This is a genomic window from Plantactinospora sp. CA-294935, from assembly GCF_050936445.1.
Taxonomy (GTDB): Bacteria; Actinomycetota; Actinomycetes; order Mycobacteriales; family Micromonosporaceae; genus Plantactinospora.
Genome location: NZ_JBNJMU010000001.1, coordinates 727,860 through 743,172 on the forward strand (window position 1 = coordinate 727,860; position 15,313 = coordinate 743,172).

The window sequence follows — 15,313 nt, forward strand, 5'->3', positions numbered from 1 at the left end:
AGATGCCGCGCGGCTCGTGCTGTAGGAGGACGGGCTCCTGCCCAGGTATGACAACGGGTTCCGCAATCATCCCGATTGACCGCGCGGCCCACAATGTCGACGCTGGGTGACGGCGTGGCCGGCACGGCGGCGCCACACGGAGGGGAGAGAGATGTCTGACGGGCGGTTAAGCCCAACAGCCGGAAGTGGCCAGATAGTGGTCTCCGGTCTTACGAAGGTCTATCGCAATGTCCGAGCGGTCGACGATCTGTCGTTCACCGTCGAGCCGGGCCGGGTGACCGGCTTCCTGGGGCCCAACGGTGCCGGCAAGACGACCACGCTGCGGATGCTGCTCAACCTTGTCACTCCGACGGCGGGCACCGCGACGATCGGCGGGGCCCGCTACGCCGACCTGTCGCAGCCGATCCGGCACGTCGGCGCGGTGCTGGAGGCGTCGAGCGCGCACAAGGGCCGCACCGGGATCAACCACCTGCGGGTGACCTGCGCCGCGGCCGGGCTGCCGAAGCAGCGGGCCGACGAGGCGCTGGCACTGGTGGGGCTCACCCCGGCGGCCAAGCGGAAGTTCAAGGGCTACTCGCTCGGCATGAAGCAGCGGCTCGGCATCGCCGCCGCGATGCTCGGCGACCCCCGGGTGCTGATCCTCGACGAGCCGGCCAACGGGCTCGACCCGGAGGGCATCCGGTGGATGCGCGGCTTCCTCAAGGCGCTCGCCGCCGAGGGGCGTACGGTGCTGGTCTCCAGCCACCTGCTCTCCGAGATGCAGCTACTCGCCGACGACGTGGTGATCATCGCGGCCGGCAAGCTGATCCGGCAGGGCCGGGTCGACGAGGTGGTCGGCTCGATGGCGCAGACGGGCCGGGTCCGGGTCCGGACCCCGCAGAGTGACGAGCTGACCACGGCGCTGACCGACAACGGTGCCCGGGTGACCCGGGACGACGACGGCGTGCTGCTGGTCGAGGGGACGGACGCTCCGGCGGTGGGCCGGGCCGCGCTGGCGGCAAAGGTCGAGCTGCACGAACTGACCACGGAGCGACCCGACCTCGAAGGGGTCTTCCTGGAGCTGACGGCCGGAAAGGCGGGGATCCGATGAACCTGGTCCGATCCGAGCTGCTGAAGATCCGTACGACGAACACCTGGTGGGTCTTCGGGCTCATCACGCTGCCCCTCTGGGGCCTGACCCTGTTGATCAACTACTTCCAGTCCCAGACGCTGCTCGACCCGGACAGCGTCGGGGTACCCGAGGCCGACCAGCAGAACGCGCAGTTCCAGGCGGCCGGGGAGCACGTCAACATCGCGGCGAACCTCTACACCAACGGCCAGTTCTTCGGCGTGCTGATCGTGATGCTGCTGGGCGTACTGGTGGTGACGAACGAGTTCTTCCACCAGACCGCCACGACGACCTTCCTCACCACGCCGCACCGCACCGCCGTGGTGGTGGCGAAGCTGGTCGCCGCCGGAATCCTCGGGCTGATCTTCTGGATCGTCACCACCGGGCTCAACCTGATCTTCACCCCGCTGATCCTGGGCAGCCTGGACGTGTCGAGCCAGCTCGGTGAGGGCGCCATCTGGCAGGCGATCGGCCTGAACGGGCTGGCATACCTGCTCTGGGCCGTCTTCGGGATCGGCTTCGGGGTGCTGATCCGCAGCCAGATCGGTGCCACCGTCACGGCGCTGCTGGTCTACCTCGCCGGCTACATCGGGGCGATCATCGTGCTGGCGATCCTGGCCGAACAGTTCGGCGACTGGATCAACAACCTTCAGTTGATCGTCCCGTCGCTCGCCTCGCAGTTGATGGCGACCGGCACCGACCTTCCGGGCAGCCCGCCCCGGTGGGCGGGTGCGGCGGTCATGGTCGCGTACGCCGTGGTGACCGGCACGATCGGCACCTTGATCATGCGCAAGCGGGACGTCTCCTGACCCCTTGCGGGTAGGGTCGCCGGGTCGTGGAACCCGGTCGGGGCCAGTGGTCCCGGCCGGGTTCCGGCGTTACCGAACGACCGACAACTCGCAAAACCTGTGAAACGCGACACGGGCCCGATGCGACAATGCTGTCGGTTACCGCACGGCGTAGCCTTGGACCCGTCTTTCGACGCAGCCCCCCGGACCGGGTGGCAGGAGACCGCGTGACACACAACCCGCGTGAAAGAGGCGATTACCGGCCGTGTCGACCCAGCAGACTTCGCAGGAAAATCCACTGGCGGGGTTCGGCCCCAATGAGTGGATCGTCGAGGAAATGTACCAGCGTTACCTCGCCGACCCCGCCAGCGTCGATCCAGCCTGGCACGACTTCTTCGCCGATTACCGACCCGCGGCCGGGCAACCCGGCCCGGACGGTGGCGACGCCGGTGACGCCAAGGTGACCGGCGCCAAGGGCGGCGCCGGCACGGCCGTCGAGCAGCCCCCCGCACCCGCACGCACCTCCGCGAAGACCGAGGCCGCGCCGGCCACCCCGGCCAGCGCCCCGGCGCCGGCCAAGCGCGGCACCCCGGCCCCGGACGGCAAGGCCGCCGCCCCGGCGAAGCCGGCCGCGAGCGCACCGAAGGCCGCCGCGCCGAGCCCCGCCGGCAAGGGCGCGGCCCAGCCCGCCGGCGCCCAGACCACCCCGCTGCGCGGCGTGGCCGCCCGGATCGTGCAGAACATGGATGCCTCGCTGGCGGTGCCGACCGCGACCAGCGTCCGCGCGGTCCCGGCCAAGCTGCTGGTGGACAACCGGATCGTCATCAACAACCACCTCGCCCGAGGCCGGGGCGGCAAGGTCAGCTTCACCCACCTGATCGGCTGGGCGCTGATCAAGGCGCTCGCCGAGCACCCGGAGATGAACAACTCCTTCGCCGAGGTCGACGGCAAGCCGGCGCTGGTCAAGCCGGAGCACGTCAACCTGGGCATCGCGATCGACCTAGCCAAGCCGGACGGCTCGCGCACCCTGGTGGTGCCGTCGATCAAGGCCGGCGAGCAGATGGACTTCCGGCAGTTCTGGCAGGCGTACGAGGACATCGTCCGGCGGGCCCGGCGCAACGAGCTGACCATGGAGGACTACGGCGGTACGACGATTTCGCTGACCAACCCGGGCGGGATCGGCACCGTGCACTCCCAGCCGAGGCTGATGGTCGGCCAGGGCACCATCATCGGGGTCGGCGCGATGGAATACCCGGCGCCGTACCAGGGGATGTCCGAGGAGACCCTGGCCGACCTGGCGGTCAGCAAGATCATCACGCTGACCAGCACCTACGACCACCGGATCATCCAGGGCGCGCAGTCCGGCGAGTTCCTCAAGACCATCCACGAACTGGTCCTCGGCGAGCACGGCTTCTACGACGAGATCTTCACCTCGCTGCGCATCCCTTACGAGCCGGTGCGCTGGATGCGGGACGTGGCGGTCAGCTCCGAGGGGCAGATCGACAAGACCGCCCGGGTGATCGAGATCATCCACGCGTACCGGGTCCGTGGACACCTGATGGCGGACACCGATCCGCTGGAGTTCAAGATCCGTAAGCACCCGGACCTCGACGTACTCCAGCACGGCCTGACGCTGTGGGACCTCGACCGCACCTTCCCGGTCGGCGGCTTCGCCGGCAAGCAGAAGATGAAGCTGCGCGAGGTCCTCGGGGTGCTCCGGGACTCCTACTGCCGCCGGGTCGGCGTGGAGTACATGCACATCCAGGACCCGGAGGAGCGGCGCTGGATCCAGGAGCGGATCGAGCGGCAATACACCAAGCCCGCGCCGGACGAGCAGAAGCACGTGCTCAACCGGCTCAACGCGGCCGAGGCGTTCGAGACCTTCCTCCAGACCAAGTACGTCGGCCAGAAGCGCTTCTCGCTGGAGGGCGGCGAGTCGCTGATCCCGCTGCTCGGCGAGGTGCTGGAGTCGGCCGCCGAGAACGACCTCGACGAGGTCGTGATCGGGATGGCTCACCGGGGCCGGCTGAACGTGCTGGCCAACATCGTCGGCAAGCCGTACGAGAAGATCTTCTCGGAGTTCGAGGGGCACCTCGACCCGCGCTCGACGCAGGGCTCCGGCGACGTGAAATACCACCTGGGCCAGGCCGGCAAGTTCACCACGCCGGACGGTGAGCACTCGATCAAGGTGTCGGTGACCGCCAACCCGTCCCACCTGGAGGCGGTCGACCCGGTCATGGAGGGGATCGTCCGGGCCAAGCAGGACCGGATCGACCTCAAGCTGGAGGGCTACACCGTGCTGCCGGTGGCGGTACACGGCGACGCCGCCTTCGCCGGCCAGGGTGTGGTCGCCGAGACGCTCAACCTGTCGCAGCTACGCGGCTACCGCACCGGCGGCACCGTGCACGTGGTGGTGAACAACCAGGTCGGCTTCACCACCGCGCCGGAATACTCCCGGTCCAGCCTCTACAGCACCGACGTGGCCCGGATGATCCAGGCGCCGATCTTCCACGTCAACGGCGACGACCCGGAGGCCGTGGTCCGGGTGGCCCGGCTGGCCTTCGAATACCGGCAGGCGTTCAACAAGGACGTCGTGATCGACATGGTCTGCTACCGGCGGCGCGGGCACAACGAGGGCGACGACCCGGCCATGTCCAACCCGTTGATGTACAAGATCATTGACTCGAAGCGGTCGGTCCGGAAGCTCTACACCGAGGAGCTGATCGGGCGCGGTGACATCACCGTGGAGGACGCGGAGGAGCTGCTGCGCGACTTCCAGGCCCAGTTGGAGCGGGTCTTCAAGGCGACCCGGGACGCCGCGTCGTCGGCCCGGCCGGCCACCCGGCCCCGCCGCCAGCCGGAGCCCGAGCCGCAGGTGGAGACCGCCACCACCGTCCCCGCACTCCGCGCGGTCGGTACGGCGCACACCTCGCTGCCCGACGGCTTCACCCCGCACAAGCGGATCCAGCAGCTACTGGACCGGCGGGCCAAGATGACCGAGTCCGGCAACATCGACTGGGGCCTCGGCGAGATCATCGCGTTCGGCACGCTGCTCCAGGACGGAGTGACGGTCCGGCTCGCCGGCCAGGACTCCCGGCGTGGCACCTTCGTGCAGCGGCACGCCGTCATCGTGGACTCCCGGACCGGTGCCGAGCACACCCCGCTGAGCACCCTGGCCGGTGACCGGGCCCGGTTCTTCGTGCACGACTCCCTGCTCAGCGAGTACGCCGCGATGGGCTTCGAGTACGGCTACTCGGTGGAGAACACCGAGGCGCTGGTGCTCTGGGAGGCGCAGTTCGGCGACTTCGCCAACGGCGCGCAGACCGTGGTCGACGAGTTCATCTCGTCCGGCGAGGTGAAGTGGGCCCAGCAGTCGTCGGTGACCCTGCTGCTGCCGCACGGCCACGAGGGCCAGGGCCCGGACCACACCTCGGGCCGGCCGGAGCGGTTCCTCCAGCTCTGCGCCGAGGACAACATGCGGATCGCCATTCCGAGCACCCCGGCGAACTACTTCCACCTGCTGCGCCGGCAGGGGCTCTCGCCGAAGCGCAAGCCGCTGGTGGTCTTCACCCCGAAGTCCCTGCTCCGGCACAAGCTCTGCGTGTCCAGTGTGGAGGACTTCACCACCGGCACCTTCCAGCCGGTGCTGACCGACAGTTCCGGGGTGGCGCCGGAGGCGGTCAAGCGGGTACTGCTCTGCTCCGGCAAGGTCTACTACGACCTGCTCCAGGCCCGCACCGAACGGGGCATCACCGACACCGCGATCGTCCGGATGGAGCAGCTCTATCCGCTGCCGATCGAGGAGGTCCGGGCCACGCTGGCGCAGTACCCGAACGCCGAGGACTTCGCCTGGGTCCAGGAGGAGCCGGCCAACCAGGGCGCCTGGTCGTTCGTCGCGCTCAACCTGCTGGAGCACCTGGAGGGCGTACGCCTGCGCCGGATCTCCCGGCCGGCGGCGGCCGCCCCGGCGGTCGGCTCGGCGAAGATGCACGACGTCGAGCAGTCCGCGCTGATCGAGGCGGCACTGCCCCGCCCCTGATGTAGGTTGCCCCGCCCCTGATGTAGGTAAGGAAGGGCCCCTTCATATACGGAAAGCGATATGAAGGGGCCCTTCCGGCACCGTCGAGAGAGGACGTCGTGTACTTCACCGACCGAGGCATCGAGGAGCTCGTCGAGCGCCGGGGCACCGAGACGGTCACCCTGGAGTGGCTGGGCGCGCGGCTGCGCGACTTCGTCGACCTGAACCCGGATTTCGAGACGCCGGTCGAGCGGTTCGCCACCTGGTTGGCCCGACTCGACGACGAGGACGACCTCTGACGGCCGCTACGGGGGCAGGGTAATCCACGATTCTTGGCGATCTGTGGTTCGCCGTGGACCATAGCTCGCCAAGAATCTTGACGATGCTCCCACGACGTGGTCGGATCCCGGCGGGCAGCTCAGCCGAGCGCGAGCCAGCCGACCAGCGCGACCACCACGACGACCGCGACCGCGATCCCGGCGATCAACGGCAGCCTGGACGGCGGTTCGGCGGTCGCCGATTCGGGAGAGTGCACGAAGGCCCGGAACGCCTCGGTGTTGCCGCTGGGGTCAGGGTGCTGATCAGACATGCCGAGCACGATAGCGAACCGGCGCACGGTCAGGCTCGCCCTACCCTCGCCGCCCGGTCGGCCCTACCCCGGACCAGGGTGCCCGCCGGATCGAGCCGGACCGGTCCGGCTCATAGCGTCGGTGCATGACCACGTCGACCATTCTGCCGCCGCCGGCCACCGGCTCCGGCGCCGGCCAGGCGACCTCTCGCAACGGCAACCTGGCCGCGAGAATCGCCGGCTGGAGCGCCCGGCACCGGGGCATGGCCGTCCTCGGGTGGCTGCTGTTCGTGATCGCGGCGACCGCGCTCAGCGCCGTCGTCGGCACCGTCGAGGCGAAGAACAGCGAGTCCGGGCACGGCGACTCCCGCCGGGCGGACGAGATCATCGCCGCCGCCGGCTTCCCCGACCGGGCGGCCGAGATGGTACTCATCCAGAGCGACCGCCTGGTCGCGGAGGATCCCGCCTTCCGGGCCGCGGTCACCGACACGGTCGCCGCCGTCGAAGGCACCGGCCAGGTGCTGGACGTCCGGTCGGACGCGGTCTCCGGCGACCGGCGCGCCGTACTGGTCACCTTCGCGCTGACCGGACCGGCCGACGGCGCCGCCGACCGGGTCGGGCCGGTACGCGACGCGGTCGCCGCCGTGCAACGCGACCATCCCGAGCTGTACGTGGCGCAGACCGGCGGGGCCAGCATCGGCGAGGCGATCGGCAAGACGCTGGACGCCGACATGCACCGGCTGTCGATGCTCTCCATCCCGGTGACGCTGGGCATCCTGATCGTGGCGTTCGGGGCACTGCTCGCCGCCGTACTGCCGATGGGGCTGGCCCTGACCGCGTTCCTGGGCTCGCTCGGGCTGCTCGCCGCGGCCAGCCGGTTCGCTCCGGCGGTCGACACCACCATGCACCTGATGCTGCTGATGGGGCTCGCGGTCGGGGTGGACTACTGCCTGTTCTACCTGCGGCGGGAGCGTGAGGAACGGGCCCGGGGCGCCGGTCCCGGACAGGCGCTCGCGATCGCCGCCGCGACCTCCGGCCGGTCGGTGCTGATCTCGGCGCTGACCGTGATCATCGCGATGTCCGGGATGTTCCTGACCCAGGACACCACGTTCATCAGCCTGGCGACCGGCACGATCCTGGTGGTGGCCACCGCCGCCGTCGGGGCGCTCACCGTACTGCCGGCGGTGCTGAGCAAGCTCGGCGACCGGATCGACCTGGGCCGGGTACCCGGGCTCTACCGCCGGCAGTCGAGCGGCCGGTTCTGGCGCACGACCATGGGCGTGGTGCTGCGCCGGCCCGGGCTCTCCGCCGTGCTGGCCACCGCCACCCTGCTGACCCTGGCCGTGCCGCTGCTCGGGATGCGGACCGCCGAGGAGGACATCACCGCGCTGAAGAACCCGGCCCCGGCGCTGAGCGCCTTCCTCCGGGTCAAGGCCGCCTTCCCCGGTGGCGCCGAACCGGCGGTGGTGGCGATCAGGGCGGACGACGTGACCACCCCGGCCCTGACCGCCGCGATCGACAACCTGAAGGCCCGGGCGCTGGCCACCGGCCAACTGCACGAGCCGGTCACCGTCGAGGTCAACCCGGACCGGACCGTCGCGGTGGTCAAGGTGGGACTCTCCGGCTCCGGCGTCGACGCCGCCTCCGAGCGGGCGGTACGCACCCTGCGCGAACAGGTCATCCCGCGCACCGTGCAGGGCGTGGACGGTGCCGAGGTACTGGTGACCGGCCTGGCCGCCGACTCGGTCGACTTCAACGCGGCGCTGGGTCGCAGCGTGCCGCTGGTCTTCGGGTTCGTGCTGGGGCTGGCGTTCCTGCTGATGCTGGTGTCGTTCCGGTCCCTGGTGGTGGCGGTGACCGCGATCGTGCTCAACCTGCTCTCGGTGGCCGCCGCGTACGGGCTGCTGGTGCTGGTCTTCCAGCACGGCTGGGGCGAGGCGCTGCTCGGCTTCGAGTCGGTGGGCTCGATCACCAACTGGGTACCGCTGTTCCTCTTCGTGATCCTGTTCGGGTTGTCGATGGACTACCACGTCTTCGTGCTCAGCCGGATTCGGGAGGGGCACGACCGGGGCTGGCCGAGCAAGCTGGCGGTCTCCCGGGGCATCCGGGGTACCGCCGGGGTGATCACCAGCGCCGCCGTGGTGATGGTCGCGGTCTTCGCCCTCTTCACCACCGGGACGGTGGTGTCGATGAAGGAACTCGGTTTCGGCCTGGCGATCGCGGTGCTGATCGACGCGACCATCGTCCGGGCGGTACTGCTGCCCTCGGTGATGGTGCTGCTCGGGGAGCGGAACTGGTACCTGCCCCGGTGGCTGGGCTGGCTGCCTCGGCTCTCGCCTGACGAGGTCCCGCCGGGCGGGCTGCCGCAGGGTGTGCCCACCGGGATCGGCTTGCCGGCGCGCTGAGACGACGAATCGGGGGGACGGGTTGCCGGGCAACCCGGATCGGGGGCGGACGGTGGGACAAACCGTCCGGGTGGCCGCCGCACGAGGACCGGAAAGCTGGCCTCGTACGGCGTTCCACCGTCTAGCGTCGATGCTGTGCGCGTGAACCCCAGGATCGCGGGGCTCTTCGCCCTGTTACTGCCGATCGCGCTCACCGCCAGCGGGTGGGTGGTGGCCGCTCCGGCTCCCGCGGCACTGCCCGGTTCAGCCCCGAATCGGACGTACGCGGTCGGCGTGCGTACGCTCGATCTCGGTCGCGGCACCGCCCGCCCGCTCCCGGTCACCGTCTGGTATCCGGCCCGGGACGACCGGCCCGCCAGTGCCGCCGCCAGGCCGACCGTGCCCCGCCGGGACGCGCCGGTCGCGGCCGGCCGGTTTCCGATCGTGCTGTTCAGCCACGGCCTGCACAGCCTGCCCGAGCTGCACGCCCCGCTGACCACCCGGTGGGCCTCGGCCGGTTTCGTGGTCGCCGCCCCGGCCTATCCGCACACGAAACGCGCGGCGCGCCGGTTCGACCGCAACGACATCCGCCGGCAGCCGGGTGACGCCTGGCGGGTGATCCAGTACGTCAGCCGGCTGGACCAGGTCTCCGGCGACCGGTTCTCCGGGCATCTGGCGGTGACCCGGATCGGCGCGGTGGGACACTCGGCGGGTGGCTACACCACCGCCGGGCTGTTCGCACCGGGGCACTCGGAGTGGCTGCGCGGCGGCATCGTGATCGGCGGCGCCGGGATGCCCGGAGCCACCTTCGGCGGGCCGCCGGCACCGCTGCTCTTCGTGCACGGCGACGCCGACCGTGTCGTATCGGTGAGCCGTGGTCGGGACGCCTTCCGCCGGGTGCCGTGGCCCAAGGCGTTTCTCACGGTGCGCGGCCAGGGGCACGGTGAATACCTCGTCCCGGGCCGGCGCGGCTTCACCCAGACCCTGACCGCGACGACGGAGTTCCTGCGCTGGACGCTCTACGGCGACACCCGGGCCCGGCGTGACCTCCCGACCGGTGCCGCCGCACCCGGCATCACCGTCTTCGCCGACCGTCTCGGCTGAGGCGAGCCCTTCCCGCCCCGAACTGCCCGGCGCACGCGCCCCGGCTTCCCCGGCGGCCACGGCGGTCCGCAGGGTGGTGGAAGCGCGCACCGCGTACATCGGGGCGGTGGACGACCCTGGCACCGCTGGCCGAGGACGGCTCGACCGGTCGGCGGGCGAGGCAGAATCGATGCCATGCGCCGACATCCCTTCCGTGCCGCGCTCGCCACCGCGACCGTCAGCACGGCTCTGGCCGCGACCCTGGCCGGCTGCTCCGCCGGGTCCGGCCGCCCGGTCGCCGAACGGGCCGCTCCGCCCGGAAGCCCGAGTCCGGGTGTCACCACCCCGGCCAGCCCGCCGCCGGTCGGCGCCGCACCGAACCGTCGCTTCGCGGTCGGCGTACGGGAGCTGAGCTACAACCGGGGCGGTGACCGCAGGCTCCCGGTCACCGTCTGGTATCCGGCCGACGGAGCGCCGGGCGGCTCCCCGGATCGGGGTGCCCGGGTCGCCGACGGACGGTTTCCGGTGGTGCTGTTCAGCCACGGCCTGACCGGCCGGCCGTCGGACTACCGGACGCTGCTGGTGCGCTGGTCGGCGGCGGGCTTCGTGGTGGTGGCGCCGAGCTATCCGCACACCAGCCGGGGCGCGTCCGAACTCCAGGTACTCGACGTGGTGAACCAGCCGGCCGACGCGTCGTACGTGCTGACCCGGGTGCTGGCGCTGGACGGCAGGGCCGGTGACCCGCTGCGCGGCCATCTCGCCGTCGACCGGGTGGCCGCGGCCGGGCACTCGGCGGGCGGCGTCACCACGATCGGGCTCTTCACGGCGGGGCGGGACGTCCGGCTCGACGCCGGCATCGTGCTCGCCGGCACCGCTCTCGGCGTCGGCACCGCGTTCAGCGGGGCGGCCGCGCCCCAGCTCTTCGTGCACGGGCAGCGCGACGACGTGGTGTCGTACCGGGCCGGCAAGGCGGCGTACGACCGGGTCCCCTGGCCCAAGGCGATGTTGACGCTGCCGGACGGCGACCACGTCGGCGCGCTGCTCGGCAGCGACGAGGAGGCGCTCGACGTGGTCGCCGGCACGACCATCGAGTTCCTCCGCTGGACCCTCTACGGCGACGGCCGGGCGCTGCGGCGGCTGCCGACCCAGGCGGCCCGGGGCGGGCTGGCCACCCTCGACGACCGGCTCTGAGTTCGCCCCGAGTGCCGCTACGCCCGGCCGGTGCACGGCCGGGCGCGGCCGGTCCTGGCCCGACCGGCCGCGCCCGCGAGGGGATGGGCTAACCCACCACCGGCCTCCGGTTGTCCGCGTAGAGGTTGGTCGCCCGCTCCCAACTGATGCCGCGCTGGTCGGGTCGGGCTATCACGCCATATCGGTAGTTTCGCCCGAAGACGTTGCCGCTCAATCGGATGTTGGCGGCATTGAGATCGGCACGCACGCCGATGGAATAGTTTCCGCCGTTGCAGTAATTGCCCTCGAAGACGAGATTCGAGACGATCGGCCCGGTGGTCGATCCGATCATGAGGCAGGCGTTGAACGGATCTCTGGTCACCGGGTTGTACGCCTCCAGCGTGTTGCCCCGGACCACGATATTCGAGGCACCGGTGGTCTGGAGCGTGTCGTTGTGCGATCCGGGCCCGCGGGCCAGATGGTGGATCCAGGAATCCTCGACGACCACGTCACTGCCGAGCCGGGGTCCGTCGATAACGTTGCTGATGTCGACCCGGCGCAGCGTGTATTCGCCGCAACATACCGCGGCCGAATTCTTTCCCTTGCCGTTGATCTCGACGTCCTCCACCACCAGGTTGACGGCGTCGATCGTACGGATCGAATAGATCCCGTCACAGGTGATCCGGGATTTCCGGATGACGACGTTCTTGGCGGTGACGGTCACGCAGCCGGTGATGTTCAGGCCGCTGAGCACCTGACCGTCCTGGGTGACCTTGATCGAACCCGAGGCCCGCAGCGTGGTGCCGGCCGGCACACCGGTGTTGTCGGGGCCGGGGAAGGAGGAGGGTGCCCGGCTGGCCGGCGCCCTGGTCATGGTCGCCGCGGCGGCCGGATCCGGCCCGTCCGGAGAGTCCTCGGGCGCCGGTGTCGTGGGGTCGGGGGTCGGCTCCGGCCGGGCGGTCGACGGCAGGTCGCCGGCGGCGACCGGCTTCCCGTTCCAGGTCGACATTATGATCGTCGCGGGCGCTTCCGGCGAGTGCATGAAACCGTTCTTGCAACCGGAGACGCGCACCTTGCGGGCCGTGTAGTTGCCGAAGACGAGACCATTCGTCTCGGGCCGGGTGCACTGAATTCTGGTGTTCTCGATCAGCGCCCCGGTGAAGCCGTCGAAAATCCGTACGGCGTGCGCTCCGCCGTACTTGATCGTGCTATTTCTGATCGTGACGTCGTCCGCCTTGATGTGTACGTACCCATCGATCTTGCGGCCGTCCAGCACGGTCCCGTCCCGGGTAATGGTCATCGACTCGTCGCCACTGCTGGCGACGGCCACGCCGATCCCGGCAAGGATGATCCCCAACGTCGCCGAACCCACCACCAGGGATCGCGGGGTACGCCAGCCGCGCCCGGGAGCGCGACGGGATGGCGGTCTTTGTCGATTGTGCTGACCCGCCACAGAGAAACTCATCAAGATCCGACTCCTTCGCCGTACAGATTCGTCCGCGATCAGAGGGGCGGAACGGGACGACTGTACCCGCCGACCCCAAGCGGACGGAGACGCGAAGGAAAGGGCGAAAACCGAACCTTTATTTTTCCTAAAGTCAGGCTTTACCCCGACTTTCCAGTGCATTGCGTCGGACTTATCCTGCCCGGCTGTCCGTTTTGATCCAGGGCAAAACGTCCGGATTTTCAAATCCTGTCACCGCGCGTGTTCGAGCCGTGATCACGCCAGCTCAGGCCGGCAACGGTCGCGGAAGTCGCCCCGCTACGCGGTGTGCTCCAGTACCACCTTGCCGAAGACGTCCCCGGAGAGCAGCCGGGCGAAGGCCGTACGGGCCTCGGCGAACGGGTACGTCCCGTCGATCACCGGCCGGATCCCCCGCCGCACCAGCAGTCCGAGCAGTTCGGCCAGCTCCGCCGGAGTGCCCATGGTCGAGCCGAGGATCTCCAACTGCATGGAGAAGACCCGGCGGAGGTTCACCGGCGGCTCGTACCCCGCCGTCGCGCCGGAGACGACGATCCGGGCGCCCGGGGCGGCCGACTTCAGCGAGTGGTCGAAGGTCGCGGCGCCGACCGTCTCGATCACTACGTCCACCCGCTCCGGCAACCGGGCCCCCGGTTCCAGCGCGGTCGCGCCCAGCGCGGCGATCCGCTCCCGCTTGCCCGGGTGACGGCTGGTCGCGTACACCCGCTTGCCGAGCGCCACCGCGAGCATCACGGCGGCGGTCGCCACGCCGCCGCCGGCCCCCTGCACCAGCACCGACTCCCCGGCGTCCACCCGCCCCCGGGTGGTGAGCATCCGGTACGCGGTCAACCAGGCCGTGGGCAGGCAGGCCGCCTCGGCGAAGGAGAGCCCGGACGGCTTGGGCACCAGGTTGGCGCGGGGCACCGCGACCCGCTCGGCGAGCGTGCCGGGATGCCGCTCGGAGAGCAGCGACAGCCCACGGGGGTCGGCCGGATCCGGGATCACCGGGTAGATCACGACGTCGTTGCCGCCCGGGTCGACACCCGCGGCGTCACAGCCGAGGATCATCGGCAGCCGGTCTGCCGCCAGCCCGACCCCGCGCAGCGACCAGACGTCGTGATGGTTGAGCGAGCTGGCCCGCACCTCCACCGTCACCCAGTCCGGCTCCGGATGGGCTGGCTCGGGCCGATCCCCCACGACCAGCGCGGCGAGCGGATCGTCGGCATCGAACGTCGAGGCGTAGGCGGCACGCATGATCGACACGTTACACCCGGTCGATAACCGCCGCTCTCCGCCGGACCACCGGCCGACCTCAGGAGACAGACCCCCGGTGTGGCCCCGTCAGGCCCTCGGCGTAGCCCCGTGTCAGGCCCGGGCCACGCCGTCGCGACGGGCCGCCTCCGCCACCGCGTCGGCCACCGCCGGGGCGACCCGGGGGTCGAGCGGCGAGGGCACGATGGCATCGACCCGGAGCTGTCCGGCCTCGGAGCCGGTTTGGTGCGTCCCGCCCGACCAGGCCACCTCGACCGCGACGGCGGCGATCGCGTCCGCCGCCGCCACCTTCATGCCCTCGGTGATCCGGGTCGCCCGGGCCGCCAGCGCGCCCTGGAAGATGCCCGGGAAGGCGAGCACGTTGTTGATCTGGTTCGGATAGTCGCTGCGGCCGGTCGCCACCACGGCCGCGTACCGGGCAGCCACCTCGGGGTGCACCTCGGGCGTCGGGTTGGCCAGCGCGAAGACGGCACCGCCGGGCGCCATCCCGGCCACCGCGTCCTCGGGGATCTGTCCACCGGAGACCCCGATCAGCACGTCGGCGTCGCGCAGCGCCTCGGTGATCCCGCCGACCCGGCCGGCGGCGTTGGTCAGCTCGGCCAGCTCGGCCTTTGACGGGGTCAGGTCCGGCCGGCCGCCGTGCAGGATGCCCCGGGAGTCGCAGACCACCACCTCGGCCGGGTTCACTCCGCCGGCCGCCAGCATCTTGGTCACCGCGACGCCGGCCGCACCGGCACCGCTGACCACCACCCGCAGGTCGCCGAGCTTGCGGTTGAGCAGCGTCGCGGCGTTACGCAGCGCGGCGAGCACCACGACGGCGGTGCCGTGCTGGTCGTCGTGGAAGACGGGGATCGGCAGCGCCTCGTCCAGCCGACGCTCGATCTCGAAGCACCGCGGCGCGCTGATGTCCTCCAGGTTGATGCCGCCGAACGACGGAGCCAGCGCCGTCACCACCGCGACGATCTCGTCGACGTCCTGGGTGTCCAGACAGACCGGCACGGCGTCCACCCCGCCGAACTGCTTGAAGAGCACCGCCTTGCCCTCCATCACCGGCATCGCCGCGCGCGGCCCGATGTTGCCCAGCCCCAGCACGGCCGAGCCGTCGGTGACCACCGCGACGGTGCGCGAGACCCAGGTGTAGTCGTCGGCCAGGGCGGGGTCGGCGGCGATCGCCTCGCAGACCCGGGCCACCCCCGGGGTGTACGCGAGGGAGAGGTCCTCCCGCGTGGCGAGCGGCACGGTCGAGGCGACCGCCAGCTTGCCGCCCCGGTGCAGTGCGAAGGCGGGATCGGACGGGTCCACGGCGGCGGCGGATGACATGGTGACTCCAAGGATCGCGACGTTGCATTCCATTCGGGAGCGGCCGGCTGGACGCGAGATCGGCGAGCGCCGGCAGCGGTGCGGGGGTCACCCGGGTATGGCCTACAGAGCATAGTGGCGCCGGGAAGCGCGGTTGCCCC

At 70.8% G+C, this 15,313-nt stretch carries 11 protein-coding genes; 7 read left to right on the forward strand and 4 right to left on the reverse strand.

What is annotated here, in order from left to right; genetic code table 11:
- Nucleotides 1-151 precede the first annotated feature (151 nt).
- The 4 genes from ACQEVC_RS03275 (at nt 152) to ACQEVC_RS03290 (ending at nt 6,213) form a co-directional block, all read left to right on the forward strand.
- On the forward strand, nt 152-1,090 hold the full coding sequence (locus ACQEVC_RS03275; protein ID WP_432873192.1) for an ABC transporter ATP-binding protein: 939 nt from the start codon (nt 152-154) through the stop codon (nt 1,088-1,090).
- Nucleotides 1,087-1,917, forward strand: coding sequence for an ABC transporter permease subunit (locus ACQEVC_RS03280; protein WP_432873194.1), 831 nt, complete (start codon nt 1,087-1,089; stop codon nt 1,915-1,917). Before ACQEVC_RS03275 ends, ACQEVC_RS03280 begins: the two co-directional genes overlap by 4 nt.
- Nucleotides 1,918-2,161: 244 nt before the next feature.
- Nucleotides 2,162-5,935, forward strand: a complete 3,774-nt coding sequence (locus ACQEVC_RS03285) for a multifunctional oxoglutarate decarboxylase/oxoglutarate dehydrogenase thiamine pyrophosphate-binding subunit/dihydrolipoyllysine-residue succinyltransferase subunit (protein ID WP_432873196.1) — start codon at nt 2,162-2,164, stop codon at nt 5,933-5,935.
- Nucleotides 5,936-6,033: 98 nt separating this feature from the next.
- The gene (locus ACQEVC_RS03290; protein WP_203859024.1) at nt 6,034-6,213 is read left to right on the forward strand and encodes a DUF6104 family protein; all 180 of its coding nucleotides are present in this window, start codon (nt 6,034-6,036) and stop codon (nt 6,211-6,213) included.
- A 119-nt stretch (nt 6,214-6,332) separates the two neighbouring features.
- Here ACQEVC_RS03290 and ACQEVC_RS03295 read toward each other — a convergent pair whose 3' ends face one another.
- On the reverse strand, nt 6,333-6,503 hold the full coding sequence (locus tag ACQEVC_RS03295; RefSeq protein WP_432873198.1) for a hypothetical protein: 171 nt from the start codon (nt 6,501-6,503) through the stop codon (nt 6,333-6,335).
- A gap of 125 nt (nt 6,504-6,628) precedes the next feature.
- Here ACQEVC_RS03295 and ACQEVC_RS03300 point away from each other — a divergent pair, with 125 nt between their 5' ends.
- From ACQEVC_RS03300 to ACQEVC_RS03310, 3 genes are all read left to right on the forward strand, one after another.
- Nucleotides 6,629-8,887 (forward strand): MMPL family transporter, encoded by a 2,259-nt coding sequence (locus ACQEVC_RS03300; protein ID WP_432873199.1) that lies wholly within the window; start codon nt 6,629-6,631, stop codon nt 8,885-8,887.
- A gap of 141 nt (nt 8,888-9,028) precedes the next feature.
- The gene (locus tag ACQEVC_RS03305) at nt 9,029-9,970 is read left to right on the forward strand and encodes an alpha/beta hydrolase family protein (RefSeq protein WP_432873201.1); all 942 of its coding nucleotides are present in this window, start codon (nt 9,029-9,031) and stop codon (nt 9,968-9,970) included.
- A 174-nt stretch (nt 9,971-10,144) separates the two neighbouring features.
- Nucleotides 10,145-11,140, forward strand: coding sequence for an alpha/beta hydrolase family protein (locus ACQEVC_RS03310; RefSeq protein ID WP_432873203.1), 996 nt, complete (start codon nt 10,145-10,147; stop codon nt 11,138-11,140).
- Between the two features lie 88 nt (nt 11,141-11,228).
- Here ACQEVC_RS03310 and ACQEVC_RS03315 read toward each other — a convergent pair whose 3' ends face one another.
- The 3 genes from ACQEVC_RS03315 to ACQEVC_RS03325 all read right to left on the reverse strand — a co-directional run bounded on the left by ACQEVC_RS03315 (nt 11,229) and on the right by ACQEVC_RS03325 (nt 15,173).
- The gene (locus tag ACQEVC_RS03315; protein ID WP_432873205.1) at nt 11,229-12,746 is read right to left on the reverse strand and encodes a hypothetical protein; all 1,518 of its coding nucleotides are present in this window, start codon (nt 12,744-12,746) and stop codon (nt 11,229-11,231) included.
- 135 nt (nt 12,747-12,881) lie between these two features.
- The gene (locus ACQEVC_RS03320) at nt 12,882-13,844 is read right to left on the reverse strand and encodes a zinc-binding dehydrogenase (RefSeq protein WP_432873207.1); all 963 of its coding nucleotides are present in this window, start codon (nt 13,842-13,844) and stop codon (nt 12,882-12,884) included.
- 102 nt (nt 13,845-13,946) lie between these two features.
- Complete coding sequence (locus ACQEVC_RS03325) at nt 13,947-15,173, reverse strand: NAD(P)-dependent malic enzyme (protein WP_432873209.1); 1,227 nt, start codon at nt 15,171-15,173, stop codon at nt 13,947-13,949.
- Nucleotides 15,174-15,313 lie beyond the last annotated feature (140 nt).